The sequence below is a fragment of the Lacibacter luteus genome (assembly GCF_004118265.1).
GTDB lineage: Bacteria > Bacteroidota > Bacteroidia > Chitinophagales > Chitinophagaceae > Lacibacter > Lacibacter luteus.
Genome location: NZ_SDHW01000001.1, coordinates 1802865 through 1818319 on the forward strand (window position 1 = coordinate 1802865; position 15455 = coordinate 1818319).

At 41.8% G+C, this 15455-nt stretch carries 13 protein-coding genes; 7 read left to right on the forward strand and 6 right to left on the reverse strand.

Annotated features, from left to right (window positions below; all coding sequences use genetic code 11):
* The first annotated feature begins 5 nt into the window (after positions 1 to 5).
* Entirely contained in the window at positions 6 to 710 is a 705-nt protein-coding gene (locus ESA94_RS07225; protein WP_129130151.1) for an ABC transporter ATP-binding protein, read from the forward strand.
* 99 nt (positions 711 to 809) lie between these two features.
* The gene (locus ESA94_RS07230; RefSeq protein WP_129130152.1) at positions 810 to 1370 is read left to right on the forward strand and encodes a cob(I)yrinic acid a,c-diamide adenosyltransferase; all 561 of its coding nucleotides are present in this window, start codon (positions 810 to 812) and stop codon (positions 1368 to 1370) included.
* A gap of 107 nt (positions 1371 to 1477) precedes the next feature.
* Here the strand turns inward: ESA94_RS07230 and ESA94_RS07235 are convergent, their stop codons facing one another.
* Positions 1478 to 2140 carry an ABC transporter ATP-binding protein gene (locus ESA94_RS07235; RefSeq protein WP_129130153.1) on the reverse strand — a complete coding sequence of 221 codons (663 nt, stop codon included), beginning with the start codon at positions 2138 to 2140 and terminating at the stop codon, positions 1478 to 1480.
* 155 nt (positions 2141 to 2295) lie between these two features.
* On the opposite strand from ESA94_RS07235, the gene ESA94_RS07240 reads away from it, so the two are divergent.
* Positions 2296 to 2517 (forward strand): DUF2795 domain-containing protein, encoded by a 222-nt coding sequence (locus ESA94_RS07240; protein ID WP_129130154.1) that lies wholly within the window; start codon positions 2296 to 2298, stop codon positions 2515 to 2517.
* 144 nt (positions 2518 to 2661) lie between these two features.
* On the opposite strand, the gene ESA94_RS07245 is transcribed toward ESA94_RS07240, so the two are convergent.
* A complete protein-coding gene (locus tag ESA94_RS07245) occupies positions 2662 to 3051 on the reverse strand; it encodes a VOC family protein (protein WP_129130155.1) in 390 nt (129 codons plus the stop codon).
* A 124-nt stretch (positions 3052 to 3175) separates the two neighbouring features.
* Positions 3176 to 3991, reverse strand: a complete 816-nt coding sequence (locus tag ESA94_RS07250; RefSeq protein WP_129130156.1) for an enoyl-ACP reductase FabI — start codon at positions 3989 to 3991, stop codon at positions 3176 to 3178.
* Positions 3992 to 4135: 144 nt separating this feature from the next.
* On the opposite strand from ESA94_RS07250, the gene ESA94_RS07255 reads away from it, so the two are divergent.
* Positions 4136 to 4414 (forward strand): GNAT family N-acetyltransferase, encoded by a 279-nt coding sequence (locus tag ESA94_RS07255; RefSeq protein WP_129130157.1) that lies wholly within the window; start codon positions 4136 to 4138, stop codon positions 4412 to 4414.
* A gap of 167 nt (positions 4415 to 4581) precedes the next feature.
* On the opposite strand, the gene sov is transcribed toward ESA94_RS07255, so the two are convergent.
* Positions 4582 to 11871, reverse strand: coding sequence for a T9SS outer membrane translocon Sov/SprA (sov, locus tag ESA94_RS07260; protein ID WP_129130158.1), 7290 nt, complete (start codon positions 11869 to 11871; stop codon positions 4582 to 4584).
* Between the two features lie 37 nt (positions 11872 to 11908).
* Positions 11909 to 12493 (reverse strand): Holliday junction branch migration protein RuvA, encoded by a 585-nt coding sequence (gene ruvA / locus ESA94_RS07265; protein WP_129130159.1) that lies wholly within the window; start codon positions 12491 to 12493, stop codon positions 11909 to 11911.
* Positions 12494 to 12670: 177 nt separating this feature from the next.
* Between ruvA and ESA94_RS07270 the strand changes: the two genes are divergently transcribed.
* From ESA94_RS07270 to ESA94_RS07280, 3 genes are all read left to right on the forward strand, one after another.
* Complete coding sequence (locus ESA94_RS07270; RefSeq protein ID WP_129130160.1) at positions 12671 to 13672, forward strand: beta-ketoacyl-ACP synthase III; 1002 nt, start codon at positions 12671 to 12673, stop codon at positions 13670 to 13672.
* Positions 13673 to 13857: 185 nt separating this feature from the next.
* Positions 13858 to 14304 carry a DUF1569 domain-containing protein gene (locus ESA94_RS07275; RefSeq protein WP_129130161.1) on the forward strand — a complete coding sequence of 149 codons (447 nt, stop codon included), beginning with the start codon at positions 13858 to 13860 and terminating at the stop codon, positions 14302 to 14304.
* Between the two features lie 89 nt (positions 14305 to 14393).
* Positions 14394 to 14921 carry a GrpB family protein gene (locus tag ESA94_RS07280; RefSeq protein ID WP_129130162.1) on the forward strand — a complete coding sequence of 176 codons (528 nt, stop codon included), beginning with the start codon at positions 14394 to 14396 and terminating at the stop codon, positions 14919 to 14921.
* A 28-nt stretch (positions 14922 to 14949) separates the two neighbouring features.
* Here the strand turns inward: ESA94_RS07280 and ESA94_RS07285 are convergent, their stop codons facing one another.
* Entirely contained in the window at positions 14950 to 15444 is a 495-nt protein-coding gene (locus ESA94_RS07285) for a DinB family protein (protein WP_129130163.1), read from the reverse strand.
* Positions 15445 to 15455: the final 11 nt, after the last annotated feature.

The window sequence follows — 15455 nt, forward strand, 5'->3', positions numbered from 1 at the left end:
TCTTTATGTCGTCAGTTATCCATCTTGAAAATCTCCGCAAAAGTTATTATCTCGGCAAACAGGAATTACCGGTTTTGAAAGGGATCGATCTCGACATTTTTAAAAACGAGTTTGTTGCGTTGATGGGACCTTCCGGTTCGGGTAAGAGTACGCTCATGAACATTCTCGGATGCCTTGATACATTGAGTGATGGGAAATATGTACTGAACGGAAAAGATGTAAGCCGCATGAGCGACAACGACCTTGCAGAAATTCGTAACCAGGAAATCGGTTTCGTATTTCAACAGTTTAATCTTTTGCCACGCTTAACCGCCTTGGAAAATGTAGCTCTACCGCTTATTTATGCAGGTGTTACAAAAAAAGAACGCAACGAACGTGCTTTGGAAATGCTTGAAAAAGTAAAACTGGCCGATCGTTATCATCATAAACCAAATGAACTGAGTGGCGGACAAATACAGCGTGTTGCTATTGCACGTGCCTTGGTAAACCGTCCTTCGATTATTCTTGCAGATGAACCTACAGGTAACCTCGATTCAAAAACTTCGGTGGAGATCATGAACCTCTTAACCGATATTCATCAATTGGGAAATACCGTTGTACTTGTTACACACGAAGAAGATATTGCAGGTTATGCAAAGCGTGTGGTTCGCCTTCGTGATGGCTTAATTGAAAGCGACCGTAAGCGGGAAGAAATGGCACATCAGCATTAATCATTCTTTTAACTGATTATAGTTGTGGAGAGTTTTCAACTCTCCATTTTTATTTACAACCAATACCTGTCTATTTTTGTAATAAGAAAAGGAAACATCATGGCATATAAGATCTACACCAAAACAGGCGACCTTGGTAAAACAAGTTTAATCGGCGGAACAAAAGTTCCAAAAAGCCATATTCGTATTGAAACATATGGCACTGTTGATGAACTCAACTCGTATGTGGGTCTTGTTACCGATCATGTGGCCGATGTACATACCAAAGCGGTATTAAAAGAAGTGCAGGATCGTTTGTTTACCATTGGTTCATCGCTAGCCTGCGACCCGGAGAAAGAGCCGAAGATGAAAATTCCTGATCTGAAGGAAAGTGATGTAGAGTTGCTGGAAAAAGAAATGGATAAGATGAATGAAGCCATTCCTCCAATGAAATTCTTTGTGTTACCCGGCGGTCATGTTTCAGTTAGTACAATGCATGTAGCCCGTTGTGTTTGCCGTCGTTGCGAACGTTTATGCGTTCATATGCAGCAGGAAGATATGTTTGTTGAACCTCTTGTTATTAAATACATCAACCGCTTAAGCGATTACTTATTTGTGCTGGCACGTTTTACAGGTCATCAGTTAGGTATTGATGAAATTCCATGGAAGCCGAGAGTGTAATAGCAAGTACGAGGTACAAAGTTGGAAGTACGCAAGAATTCCCACTCAAGCATCTGTCGTACGATTAAGATAATCAAGGAAGGTTCTTACATCATAAGTGCTAATTCTTAATTCACTCCTGCCACAATTCGCCCATCTTTCATATGCACAGTCCTGTCGCATTGTGCAGCTAACTCTTCGTTATGTGTAACAATTAAAAAAGTTTGATTGAATTGTTTACGCAGATCAAAAAACAACTGATGCAACTCACGGGCATGTGTACTGTCTAAATTACCGGTTGGCTCATCGGCCATGATTATATCAGGATTATTAATAAGCGCTCTTGCTACTGCTACCCGTTGCTGTTCGCCCCCGCTTAGTTCAGATGGTTTGTTATGCATGCGTTCTTTCAGTCCAAGCATAGCCAGTAATTCCATTGCTCTTGTTTCAACTTCTTTTTTCTTTTTATTACCCAGCCAACCCGGAATGCATACATTTTCCAAAGCAGTAAACTCCGGTAGCAAATGATGAAACTGAAATACAAAACCGATATGTTTGTTACGAAACGCAGCCAGTGCATTTCCTTTCAGTTTATCTACCTGTACATTATTCAGCAACACTTGCCCCGCATCCGCTTCATCCAGCGTACCCAAAATATGCAGCAAAGTGCTCTTACCTGCACCACTGCTTCCTACAAGGCTTACAATTTCGCCTTTGGCAATCTCTAGGTCAACCCCCTTCAGTACCTGCAGGTTTCCGTATTGTTTTGTTATCTGTTTACAGCTTAACATGCATCATATCTCCTTTGTACAAACCTAAGCTATTGAACCGTAGCACCAAACAGCCGGTAAAAATTCCTTTCGGGCCGTTATTCACATACTTAACAAAGCAGATTTGGTTATTTCAGCAGGAGAGTTACATTTGCGGAAAATTAAAGGGTTACCTTATGTTCTGGACACTTGAATTAGCCTCGTACCTCGAAGATGCTCCCTGGCCTGCTACCAAGGATGAATTGATTGATTATTCGATCCGCAGTGGTGCACCCATTGAGGTAGTAGAGAACCTGCAGGAGTTAGACGACGAGGGCGAAATTTACGAAAGCATTGACGACATCTGGCCTGATTATCCAAGCCAGGAAGACTTCTTCTTTAACGAAGATGAATATTAAGCAAGCTGTAAGTTTACAGTTTTTAGCTACTAGCTAAAACATTATTCAACCCTGCCCCAAATGGCAGGGTTTGTTTTTATCCTGAGCGAAGTCGAGATACAAATGATTGTAACCGATGTCAGTCACCTTGCCGGTGAACAGACATCAAATCGTTAACTCAATCCTGTTTTTTTCCGGATCAAGTATCACACTTTCATAATAACCATCACCAGTGGTTCGTGGTCCATCCAGTACTTCAAATCCATCAGTTTTAAATCTTGCAGTCATCTCATCAACCTTTTCTTTGCTGCCTAATGAAATGGCAAAATGAATAAGCCCTGTGAACTGCTTGTAAATATCATCGTTTGTATCAGGCACCGTTGGCATCTGCATCAACTCTAAACGGGGACCGCCTGCAAACGAAAGAAAATACGATTGAAATTGTTTTACAGGATTGATGTATTTACTGTTAGCTGTAGCTGCAAAATAACTGCAGTAAAAATCTTTCATCAGTTCAATATCCTTCACCCATAGGGCAAGATGTTCAATACGCATTGCTTATTCTTTAAAAACGAAAAGTTGACAAGCACAGGCCTATCAACTTTTCAACTATTAATTATTGTAAGAAAGATGAACATAGGACAATTCGTACCTCGTACCTCTTACTTCTTACTTGTGTTTACTTTTCCATCTGTTCAATTACTTCAGCCGTTACACCGGTAAAGCTAAAGCCACCATCATGGAAAAGATTTTGCATGGTAACATAACGTGTAAGATCGCTGAACATAACAGCAATATAATTTGCGCAATCTTCTGCAGTAGCATTGCCTAACGGACTCATTTTTTCCGCATAGTTAATAAACCCGTCAAAACCTTTTACTCCGCTACCTGCGGTTGTTTTAGTTGGCGATTGCGAAATAGTATTTACACGTACTTTGTTTTTCACCGCATAATGATAGCCAAAACTGCGTGTTATACTTTCCAATAACGATTTCGCATCAGCCATTTCATTATAATCAGGAAACACACGTTGTGCAGCAATGTAAGTAAGTGCCACCACACTTCCCCAATCGCTGATCGCATCCATATCCCATGCAGTGCGCAATACACGGTGCAGGCTCATTGCAGAAATGTCGAGTGTTTTTGCATTCCATTCGTAATTAAGTTCTGTATAATGTTTGCCTTTGCGAACATTTAAGCTCATACCAATTGAGTGCAATACAAAATCTACTTTACCGCCGAAATGTTCCATTGATTTTTCGAACAGATTTTTCAAATCGTCCATATTGGTAACATCAGCACCAATAACGGGTGCATTACCGCAAGCTTCAGCCAGTTTATTGATCTCGCCCATGCGTAAAGCCACAGGCGCATTGGTTAATACGATCTGTGCGCCTTCTTCATAACACTTCAACGCAGTTTTCCAGGCAATTGATTTTTCATCGAGTGCGCCGAAGATGATCCCTTTTTTCCCTTTCAATAATTGATGACTCATAAACTTTGATTTGGGGTCAAAAGTAAGGAAGATGAGGCAAATGTTTGAAGAACACCGTTTAACAGATAAGGAAGAGAAAGCAAAGCTGAAGGCACAAGGAGCAACCAGTTTCGGTTGTTCGGTTTAAATGACGTTTCTTGCAGTATGAATATTTTACAAACCGACAATGGTAAAAAAGGTGCTTTTTATATTGAAGAAGATGGCGAACTCCTTGCCGAAATGACCTATGTATGGGCAGGAACAGGCATGTTTATTATCGACCACACAGAAGTTAGCGATAAGCTTGCAGGAAAAGGTGCAGGCAAACAGTTAGTAGCAAAAGCAGTGGATTTTGCAAGGGAGCAAAAAGTAAAAATCAAACCGCTTTGCCCTTTTGCAAAATCGGTATTTGATAAAACTCCGGAATATCATGATGTGCTCTAACTACCATTTCGTACAAATTGAATATTAATAGCTGTTCACCTGCATGATGACTGTGTAGCATGAATGCAAAAGACAACAACTTAAAGTTGTCAGTCAATTTGCAGATGAACAGACAACAATAAAAAAGCCTCCGATAATTCGGAGGCTTTTTACTATAAACTATTTTGTTATTGCGCCAGACTGATATTAATCTGCACACCTGCTCTTGTATTTACAACCGGCGGCGGTGTTGCAATATAACCTGTAACCCTGTTTTGCTCAAAGAACAAACGTAAACGGATCCGGTTGTTTAATACATAATCAATCGAGGGGTTGATAGAAAGAATTTTCTGTCCACCTGTTGGTATCGTGTTCCGCTGATCAAGAATGTTATTGGACGTTGCGTTATCACGATAAGTAAGATCGAAACGGAAACTTAAATCATTTGATAATGCTTTGCTGTTGTTTTTACTGAACGGCACTTTAAACGGCAACTTCAATCCACGCTTACGGTAACCTGCACCAACAGTAATTTCAATGCTGCGCACTTCACTTACCTGGAAGTCGATCAAACTTAAACTGATGGTACGGCTGCGGCCATAATCGAGCTTAAAGTTTACCTGGCTGGTTGTTTGCACATCAATACCGATCAATGGCGAGAAGCGCTCACTAATGGTTAAGTTGGGCACAATGAAGAACGGTACAAAGTTGTTCGATACCGGATCAACAAACGAAGGGAACCCATAACCAAACTGATCGGCGTACAGCAACGCACTTGTAAAGTTGTTCATGCTGAGGTTGCTGCTGTAACCATGTGTTATGCTGAAGTTGGTAAACAAGCGTTCCATTCCGGGTATACGTGTTAAACCATTATAGGTTAAACGCCAGTTGGGTTTGGGGAAATAACGTTTGAACGGATTATCGTTAATACGTTTATTCGACTGATCGATCAAACCAACTTTCAAAGGATCCTGATCGGTATATGCTGCAATAAATGCAGGAATCAACACATCCTGTGCATAACGTCCGTAGCCTTTATAATAACTATCTGCGTTAGGAGTTTGGCTGTAAGGATTCGACTGGCCTAAACGCTTCGACAGAATTAAACGGTTGGCTTCAAACTGCAGGAATGTTTCGCCCGGTGTTGTTGCTGAAAATTTCTTAAACATGGTTTGATAAGAAATAAAGCTGATATCGAAACCACCACTTGCTAACGGACTCAGATGACCGAAAGTGCCAGTGCCTGTTGTATCCTTAAACAGTTGCGAATAATTTTTGCTGAACGAACGTGTAAGGTTTAAATCAATGGTAAAGTCACGGAACGGTTCAACAGTTGCTTCCACTTTCAATTCCTGTTTATAACTCTGTGTAAACAGGTAGTTGAAATTGGTATCTCTTGTTATCAGTCCTTTTTGTGCAGCACTGTTGAGCCAGTTATTATCGGGTTGTTTGCCAAAAATATAACCAAGGCTTGGTGCTCCACTTCGCCAGTTCTGTCCAATAAACTGTGTGCTATCCAGGTAACCCGGCAAGCGTGAATTAAATGATTCGTTGTAGTTAAGATTAATACTCTTTACCGAAGTAAGTAATCCACCAAAGAAGCGTGCAGCACCGGAAGGTTCGTATTGCAGACTCTTATCTTTTTTCGCTTCCAAACGGTTTAACCGGCGGAACAGCTTCGCCACATATTTCTTACTCTTACCAACTGTATCTTTTGGATTGAATTTAATATTGGGCGATGCTAATGCAGCAGGCGCATTGGGATCTTTTTCGGTTTCAAGTGCACGCAGGAATTTCGATTTTTGATAAAGCCTGTTAAAATCGAGCTGACCAGTAAACACTCTTGTTTGCGAATTTTCAATCGTGTTGCCAAGGTTTACTGCAAGGCGTGATGCGCCGATCCAGTTATACGTTGTAGCGTAATTGAATCGTGCAGTTGTCCAGTCGAGTGCAGGAATTTTTGCTAACGGCAAATTGTACGATGCATTTGCTGTTTGGCGATAGATCGTATTTCTTCCGCCTTTGAACAGGTTTGTGCGAACACTATCTTTTTTCTGTTTGGTATCTATGCGGCCAAACGGCTCATCAACACGTGAGTTATTGGTTGCACTAAAATCGATATTGATAGAACGTGTAAGATCCCAACGCATGTTGTACACACGATCGAACACAAAATACTTATCGTAGGTTTCAGGAATTTTGAACGGACTTGGTGCAACACCGGGTATTGTTACTTCTCTTGCACGCACTGCACCAAACTGGCGGTTAATATCTGCACGGAAACTTAATAAGCTTGGGCGATAGTTGAAATTGAAGTCTTTAACAATATTCCACCAGGGGCTTCTGTATTTAATGAGTTTTTTAAACGGCTCAATAAATTTCGGTTGTGGTGCATAGTTATATCCCACACCTGCATAATGCTTTTCAATTACATCGTTTTCTATAAGCGGATTACGTTTTTCTGTTTTGGTGTAAGAGTAGCTTACATCAAAATTTGAAATGTCGTAGATCTGTGCAGGTTTACCATTGGTTTTATTTTTCCGCATGTTGGTTACGTTAACCGTTGTAATAGCAGAAAAATCCTGTGCAATATTTTTTAACGAGTCTTTGTTGTTTACTGTTTGCAGTTTGTCTTTAAACTTCACATCCTGATCGTATGGATCATACTCCGGGTTCATCACTGTTTGCGAATAGCTGGCATAGAACGGAATTTCCAATCCGGATTTTTTCGGCAACAGTTTGCCTAACTGTAAACTTGTAGCAGCATCAAACTGGTAAAAGAATTCACGGCTGCGTTCGTTTACACGTTGTTCAATAGTACCAAAGCCTGCACTGCGTGCAGAAGCAGAAACGGAAATGGTACCAAGATCGGCCAACTGAATATCTACACGACCGGTTGCTGCCCATCCGCCTTTTTCATCCAACCCACTTAAACGTAATTCGTTTACCCAAACTTCAGAACAGATAGAAGATGTATTATCGTTCTTGTTATTTTCAATACCAACAAGGAAACCTTTTACTTCACCAAGATTGGGATTACCCATTACTGCCCATCGAACACCGTTTCCTCTGTCTTCGCTGTACAACATACTTACAGAGCTTGTACGACGTAACTTGAAACGAACAAGTTCTTCCAAGTTCACATCAAACTGATTGATACCCGGCCATACAGCACTTGTATCGCCTGCGTTACTGCCGGGTCGTGGATAGGAGCCCCAACGTGTAACTTTTAACGGCATACGTACTTCGTAAAAGTTATTGATAAAATCGGTACCAAATCGAATTACAGCAATTGCTTCACCATCCTGCAGGTTATCGCTTTTACCTCTCGACTCTGCGTGCATAAACATGCGTACTCGTTTGTACTGGCGCAGATCGTGGTTAAGCGTTTTAAATACAGCACGGCTATCACCATCCTGCAGGTCGCACACCTGCATACTTAACGATGCTTCGTTTTGCAACAGGTTTACACCATTATTACTCAACTGTTGTACACGTTCAATACCAGGAGGAATAACATAATTAACAGGAACACGGTTATCGTTCTCCTCAACGTTTACTGCAGTTACATTAAACGAAGTAACTGTTTGGTTCTGCAATGGCAGATACTGACCGGTTGTATCAAGCGCATACTGATAAGAACGCCACATGTTACGCACCAGTTCCAGTTTACCAAAACGCACAACAAGTGAATCTTCAAAACCCGTCATAAACATCCGCATAAAACGGATCGATTTAAAATCGGGGATATTGCCCACTTTTTGTTCGTAATCTTTAATTGGAATACGGAACAGGAACCATGTTTCTTTACGGGTGTTGCCATCTGCAAGTTTCACATCCACATCTCTTCTGTCTGCAATATAATTTTGCCCAACCTGCATTAACGGATCGGTTTTAGGACGCATCTCTAAATGGTACTGGAAATATTCTTCCACTTCATTTAAGGTATTATCCCGGTTAAGATCTTCATTGTCTGGATACAATGTTGATGCAGATGTATACTCCACATCGTTATTTGCAATTGGACTGTTGCCTTGCGGATTGTTGAAGTTTTTATAACGATTAAGGATACCTGCATTAGCTGGCTGATCGACACGAAAATGTTTATAGTTATCGCTCGATGGATCGGCCAGCAAACGCTGATAGGCAGCGCCTGTACCAAAATTGCTGCTATACTGTGTAAGGAATGCATTGAACACTCTTGCCTCTGCACTATCGCTGCGTCCATCTAAACCAACATCCTGTTGCGGACGCTCTTCGGGTATATTACTGAACGCTTGTGCAATCTGAATTGGATTGCGTGGTACACGTGCCCAGTTACTGAAATCTTCACGTGCCGGTGTTTGTGTTGTGCTCAATCCGTTTTCGTAAAAACGGCGGCCATCTTTTAAGATATCTTCCGAAATGTTACCGAGGTTGAAATACATCTGACCTCCGGTGCTTGTTGGGTTAAGGATGAAGGGATCCTGCACCCACATTTCAATAAACTCAATGTTGTTTGTTTCAAAATCGATCTGGTCGATGGCACGCATAATACCACCCCATCTTCTTGTTGGGTTGAGTAAGCGGCCATTGGCAGGATTAATGCTGCCATTACGTGCATCAAAATTATACGGACCACGTTCTGTTGGATAAAAAGCCATATCGAAAGTGATCAACTGGTTTTGACCGAGATCAGGTGTTACCTGCGGAAACACTTCCTGCCTGTTTACAAAACGTACACGAGGATCGGACAACTCAATCAGATTATCGCCCAACGGATTATTGGGATCACGACGTTGCTGCAATACCGGTTCGATATTATACCAGGCCATTTTTGCACGGTTATAACCATATTGGAGATCGTCGGATAAACCGGCTTCAGGAAATAATTCTACACCAAAACGATCCTGCGATTTGTAAGGTGTTGATGCAAGCGACCAGGCGATGAACGGAAAACGCAGATCAATACCATTACGTGTTCCTTCAAAATCATCAATATAAACCAACCCACCACCTCCTTTTTCAGGACGTATTTGTTTTGCTGTACTTGGAATAAGCTGTGCACCTTCGCCATATACATTAATTGATGATGGTTGTTTTGTTGAGTAAAACGGTAAAGCATCCAGCCATTTGCTTAATCGTTTCCAATCGCTGCGGTAATTAACATCGGCGCCGATCATTGTATTGCGGATCGGATCATCACCATAACCCATTTTTGTAAAGAAAGGACGCTCACCCAAACGCATAACCGCTGCGCCGAGATTCAGTTGCTTGTTTTGTCGTTCAATGGCTTTGTAATCTAAACGCAATGCCATGAAGTTGCGGTTTTGCATTCCAAAGGTTGCATTGTTTTCGAAGCTTGCATTAATTGGTACACCTGCGTTTACAATTGCCTGGTTAATGATGCGTACTGTACCTAAATTATAATCTACTGTGTAATCAACATTTTCACGCAACACTTGTCCGCCGGCTGTTACTGTTACAGAACCTTGCGGAATATTAAATGCACCGAGTGAAATATCGCCGCTGCCACCTGCACTGCGTGATGCTCCACGGAAGATAAAACGGTTTAACTGTGGCGATTGCTGTGCTACCCATTTAATTGAATCGTACAAAGGATAGAAAAGATATTTCTGCCGCAGCTCAATAGAGTCTACTCCACGAAAAACATATTCAAGGTCTTTACCAAAAGGCTCGAGTGTTGGAAAAATAACACGGCTTAATTGCGAGTTAACGGTAAATCCTTCTACATAATCAAACACACCATCGGGCTGCGGATCGTTTTGATTATTTAAACGATCGAGGTTTACCAATTCAATAATAGGGCGACCTTTTTCTTCGCCTTCCGGAATATATCTTTTTTCACCGCCGCCCGGTTCCTGGTAAAGAATATTCAGTTTAAAATCTTTACGTTCCAGCTGACCGTAACCAACTGAATACACGTTCTTCATCATTAAATCCCAGATAGGCAGCAACGGACGTTGTGATGTTGCCTTCAGCATTTTTAAGAACAAAACTTTTTGTGTACCGCTGTTGTTTGCTGTTGTATCGGGAGTAACATCGTTCGAAAATTCACCCACTTGGTAAACTCTGCCGTTAACGGTGTACTGGAAGGCAATGCCCAATACTTCATCGGGTTGCAGAATGGTATTGAGCGAAAGAAAACCAATTTGCGGATTGAAATAATATTCTTCGGGGCGAAGCTTGCGTGCAAATGTGCGTTCGAAATCCTGTACTGCTGTTAAACCAAAACTTGTTAAACGGTTTGTTACAAGTGATGCATCACGTGTTGCAGGATCGTTCACCATTCGTTGATACAGATCGTTGGCATCGTTTGCCGGCAGTTCGGAAGTAGTTAATGGAAATACATTGCTGTTGTATGGTTGCGATTCTCCCAAATCCATTAATGCAACTACATTCCTGTTTTCGGTGGTAGATCCTGTACGGTTTGTAACCCACACTTCCATACGAAGAACCTGTACAGGCGATGTTACAGCCGGTACATTTTTCATGTTCTTGTTATAATTTTTACGGAAGTATTGCGCCATTAAGAAGTGGCGGTTTTCTTCATACTCATCGGCTTTAACCTGAAACTGTTGCAAACCTGTACCACCTGCCAATTGCATTTGCTGACGGTTAGAGTTTTGATTAGCCAATACTGCGGTAACATACAACTTGCCAAACTGCAGTTCTGTTTTTAAACCAAACAAAGCCGAGGCGCCCGGCATTAATGTTCCTTTTGCGGGAAACTGAATATTACCTGCTTCAATACGTTTGATGATAGCGTCGGAATTACCGGAATAATCCAGCTTTAATTGGTTTTCGAACTGGAAGTTTGCGAGTGTATTATAGGTAACCGGAAAATTAAGTTTATCACCAATCTTCGCATTTAAACCAAAGTTGGCGTTCATGTCAAAATCAAAGGTTCCGTTTTTGCGTGCACGCTCAGGTAAAGTTGGGTTTTTAATATTCTGGCCAAGATAACCGGCTGTCAACGTAACATCACCCTGCGGACGGATCTCTACTTTAGGAATGCCCGTTGTGCTAAACAAGCGGTTAAAGAAACTGGGGCGAACCTGCAGCTTGGGGTCTTGTATTTTGCGATTAAGATTAAGTGTAGTATTTAAGCGGCGTTGAAAATAGTCCCGCTCATCTTGCCGGCTTTTATATGCAAGCATTTCTTCGAATGTGAGATAGCTTGGCTTGCGAAACCATGTACGACCGACCTTTTCATAAATGTAGTAACGCTTGGTTGCAGGATCGTAGGCAATGGAATCGTTGATATTCGATGGGCGTTGCAGATCGAACGTATTTCTGTTTGGCTCGGTAAAAGCATCGCCACGGCGGTCGGTGAGCGGAAAACGCAAACTATCTTTTCCGGGAACAGTATCTCTTACAGGAATATCGAATGGATAAGCTCCACCGTAACTTACCAATGACAAGCAGGTAATTACAATGGTCAGGAGGGCATAGATGCCAGTTATGGTGCGTCGCATCAGGGTCAAGGTCTCTAAAGCAAATAAGTTTTGTAGGTTACAGGCACTTTAGGGCCGCCTTTATCAGCTCCTGAACTTCGGCAAACTCCGTATTAATTTGCCTTGCCTTTTTTATCGCTGATTCGGCTGCATTGCGGGCAATGCCTAAAGCAGTCATAGCTGTTAACGCATCAAGGTCTAAACTATTGTGATTCAGCGGAGAAATATTCACCTCTACCGGGGTTTTCGCCAGTTTATCCCTTAATTCCAAAACAATTCGCTGAGCAGTTTTCTTACCAATGCCTTTTACGCTTTCCAGCAGCACCACGTTTCCGTTAAGAATGGCTTTTACCACCTCCTCTGCATGCAGCGACGAAAGCATCATGCGTGCAGTGGTAGCCCCTACTCCGCTTACACTTAACAGGTGCAGAAACACTTCTTTTTCGGCTTTGTCGTAAAAACCATAAAGTGTATGTGCATCTTCCCTGATTAATAAATGTGTAAAAAGTGTACCCTCATCGAGGTTTTGAATTTTGGAATAGGTGTGCAGACTTACCTGAACTTCATAGCCTACGCCATGCACATCTACATGTACAACAGTTGGGGTTTTAAGCGAAAAGACTCCTTTTAGGTACGCAAACATGAAACGAAAATAATGGTTTTGCAAAGGGTTGCCAACCGAACTTTTCGGACCGGACTGTTATATTCGAAAATGTAAAGGTTAGCAACCACTTGTTATCCGCTAACAACTCCTTGCTTTTCAAAGCTTATATTTGCGCCAGAAAACAGGGTTCACCCTGTTGTAAACATAAAAAACCACATGAGCAATAAGATTACTGCAGCTATTACAGCTGTTGCCGGATGGGTTCCTGAAGACAGGTTAACCAACTTCGACCTCGAAAAAATGGTTGATACAAACGACGAATGGATCCGTACACGTACCGGCATTTCTGAAAGAAGAATTTTAAAAGGTGAAGGTCTTGCAACTTCCGATATGATTGCACCTGCCGTACTGGAGCTTTGTAAAAAGCGTGGCATCGACCCGAAAGAAATTGATTGTATGATCGTGGGTACGGTTACCCCCGACATGGTGTTTCCCTCAACAGCCAATGTGGTGTGCGACAAAATCGGTGCTACTAATGCATGGGGGTTCGATTTAAGTGCAGCCTGCAGCGGTTTCCTTTTTTCACTTACTACCGGCGCTTCTTACATCGAAAGCGGGCGTTACAAAAAAGTTGTGGTAGTGGGTGCCGATAAAATGAGTGCGATCATTGATTATACCGACCGTAACACCTGTGTGATTTTTGGTGATGGTGCAGCCTGCGTTTTGCTGGAACCAAACGAAGAAGGTTATGGCGTACAGGACAGCATTTTAAAAAGTGATGGTGCCGGAAGAAACTTCCTGAATATGAAAGCAGGTGGTAGCTTACGTCCTGCAAGTATGGAAACTGTTGCCAACCGTGAGCACTTTGCTTACCAGGAAGGACAAACTGTTTTCAAATTTGCGGTAAAGGGCATGGCCGATGTGAGTGCCGAATTATTAGAGCGTAACAATTTAACAGGCGATGATATTGCATGGCTGGTTCCACACCAGGCCAACCTGCGCATTATTGATGCCACTGCAAACCGCATTGGTTTGTCAAAAGAAAAAGTAATGATCAACATTCAAAAATTCGGTAACACAACTGCAGGAACTATTCCGCTTTGCTTGTGGGAATGGGAAAGCAAACTGAAAAAAGGCGACAACATTGTACTGGCTGCTTTTGGTGGTGGCTTTACATGGGGTGCAACCTGGTTAAAGTGGGCCTACGATCCGAAATAAGCTAAGAGAAAAAAGTTATAAAGAAAAGCGGTTGCAGCAGCAGCCGCTTTTTGTTTACTCTTAATTATACAATAATCAGTTCTTTCTGTCTACTACGTTTTTATCCAGGATGTCGTTTTAAAAAATGTTTCAGCCGCAATAAATAAATTTTAGCTTAGCAGAGAGAAATTAAACAAGATTAAAACATGAAAACGCTATTCGAATCATCGGTTCGTGAAGAAATTATCAACCGCATCAATTCTTTAACATCAGAAAACAATGCACAATGGGGCACCATGAATGTTTCGCAAATGCTGAAACATTGTACACTGTGTGATGATATGTTTTTCGGAAAGATTAATATCAAGCGTGTGTTCATTGGTCGCCTTATAGGGCCAATGTTATTGAAGAAGGCATTGCAGGATGATCGTGGTTTTGGAAAAAATTCACCAACAAGTCCGCTGTTGAAAACAAATAATGAGGTGTGTGATCTTGCAGTGCAAAAAAAAGAATGGACACTTAGCATCGAGCAATTTGCAGATTTCAACAACAATAATTTTGTGCATCCCTTTTTTGGGCCAATGAACAAAGAGCAGATCGGTTTATTTGCATATAAACATGCAGATCATCACCTGCGGCAGTTCGGAGCATAAGTATCCGGCATTTCGAAATACACCTTACACTGAGTTAACCAATAGCTCTGCCTTAAACGTTTTATTTCTGTTTTAATTATTCAAACGCAATGCTCATCAGGCCGTATTCAGCAACATGGGCTTCCGATTTTCAACGCATCGAAACCGTACTTGCAAAAGCGTTGACGGGAACCTCCTTTACTATTGAACACATTGGCAGCACGGCTGTTCCCGGTTTGGCGGCTAAACCAATTATCGATCTTGATATTGCATTTGATAACAACACCGACTTCAACAACATTAAATCGAAACTTGAATTGCTTGGTTATTATCACAACGGCAACCAGGGAATTACAGACAGAGAAGTTTTTAAACGATCTGCAGAGTCTATATCAAACAACATTTTAGACATGATCGCTCATCACCTTTACGTTTGCCCTGCAGACAGTGAAGAGTTAAAGCGACATCTGTTGTTCAGGAATTATTTACGTTCAAACGCAGCTGCAAGAAACACCTATGAACAACTGAAATATCAACTTGCAGAAGAAGCCAAACACAACAAAAAGCTTTATGCTCAACTGAAGGAAGAAAAAGCAAAAGCGTTTATTGAAAGTATCGTTGCTAAAGCAGTTCATTAAGTATGAATGCCGGCTATGCGTTGCAACGTCAGACACGTGTGCGGTACCAATGCACAAAATCGGTTGCAGGAATTTTGGTTACGCCCAGCTCCCGCATCATTGTAACCAATTGCCCACGATGATACGTGCCGTGATTGAACAGATGATGCACAACTGTCCATACAGCCGATCGAAACGCATCACCTTTTAAATTCTTATAGTCAAATTCACGATGGAGATCGTCTTCGGTACAATGTTGTAAAAAACGCTCCCACTCTCCCGATTGTTGCAACAACCCATTGATCACTTCGTTCATTGTGGGATTAAACTGTTTGCTCGGTATCACCAGTTGCTGATGGCCTTCCATACGCTGCCACCAGATACTTTCGGCATCCCACAAATGCAGAACAGTTGCGTACAAGTTCGGGAAGCTGCTTTTCACAATCTGCTGGTGCAGATGTTCATCCATTTCCAGAATAGCTGTTGTAATTTGCTCATATGCCCAACGATTGTAAGTTGCGTATGCCTGCAGCAGTTCTTTCATAAAAAAGATTT

Bases quoted from the DNA above. Each gene is read 5' to 3' on its own strand.
- ESA94_RS07235 (WP_129130153.1), bottom strand. From the start codon at position 2,140: ATGTTAAGCTGTAAACAGATAACAAAACAATACGGAAACCTGCAGGTA.
- ESA94_RS07230 (WP_129130152.1), top strand. From the start codon at position 810: ATGGCATATAAGATCTACACCAAAACAGGCGACCTTGGTAAAACAAGT.
- ESA94_RS07255 (WP_129130157.1), top strand. From the start codon at position 4,136: ATGAATATTTTACAAACCGACAATGGTAAAAAAGGTGCTTTTTATATT.
- ESA94_RS07250 (WP_129130156.1), bottom strand. From the start codon at position 3,991: ATGAGTCATCAATTATTGAAAGGGAAAAAAGGGATCATCTTCGGCGCA.
- ESA94_RS07280 (WP_129130162.1), top strand. From the start codon at position 14,394: ATGCTCATCAGGCCGTATTCAGCAACATGGGCTTCCGATTTTCAACGC.
- ESA94_RS07270 (WP_129130160.1), top strand. From the start codon at position 12,671: ATGAGCAATAAGATTACTGCAGCTATTACAGCTGTTGCCGGATGGGTT.
- ESA94_RS07275 (WP_129130161.1), top strand. From the start codon at position 13,858: ATGAAAACGCTATTCGAATCATCGGTTCGTGAAGAAATTATCAACCGC.
- ruvA (WP_129130159.1), bottom strand. From the start codon at position 12,493: ATGTTTGCGTACCTAAAAGGAGTCTTTTCGCTTAAAACCCCAACTGTT.
- sov (WP_129130158.1), bottom strand. From the start codon at position 11,871: ATGCGACGCACCATAACTGGCATCTATGCCCTCCTGACCATTGTAATT.
- ESA94_RS07240 (WP_129130154.1), top strand. From the start codon at position 2,296: ATGTTCTGGACACTTGAATTAGCCTCGTACCTCGAAGATGCTCCCTGG.
- ESA94_RS07225 (WP_129130151.1), top strand. From the start codon at position 6: ATGTCGTCAGTTATCCATCTTGAAAATCTCCGCAAAAGTTATTATCTC.
- ESA94_RS07245 (WP_129130155.1), bottom strand. From the start codon at position 3,051: ATGCGTATTGAACATCTTGCCCTATGGGTGAAGGATATTGAACTGATG.
- ESA94_RS07285 (WP_129130163.1), bottom strand. From the start codon at position 15,444: ATGAAAGAACTGCTGCAGGCATACGCAACTTACAATCGTTGGGCATAT.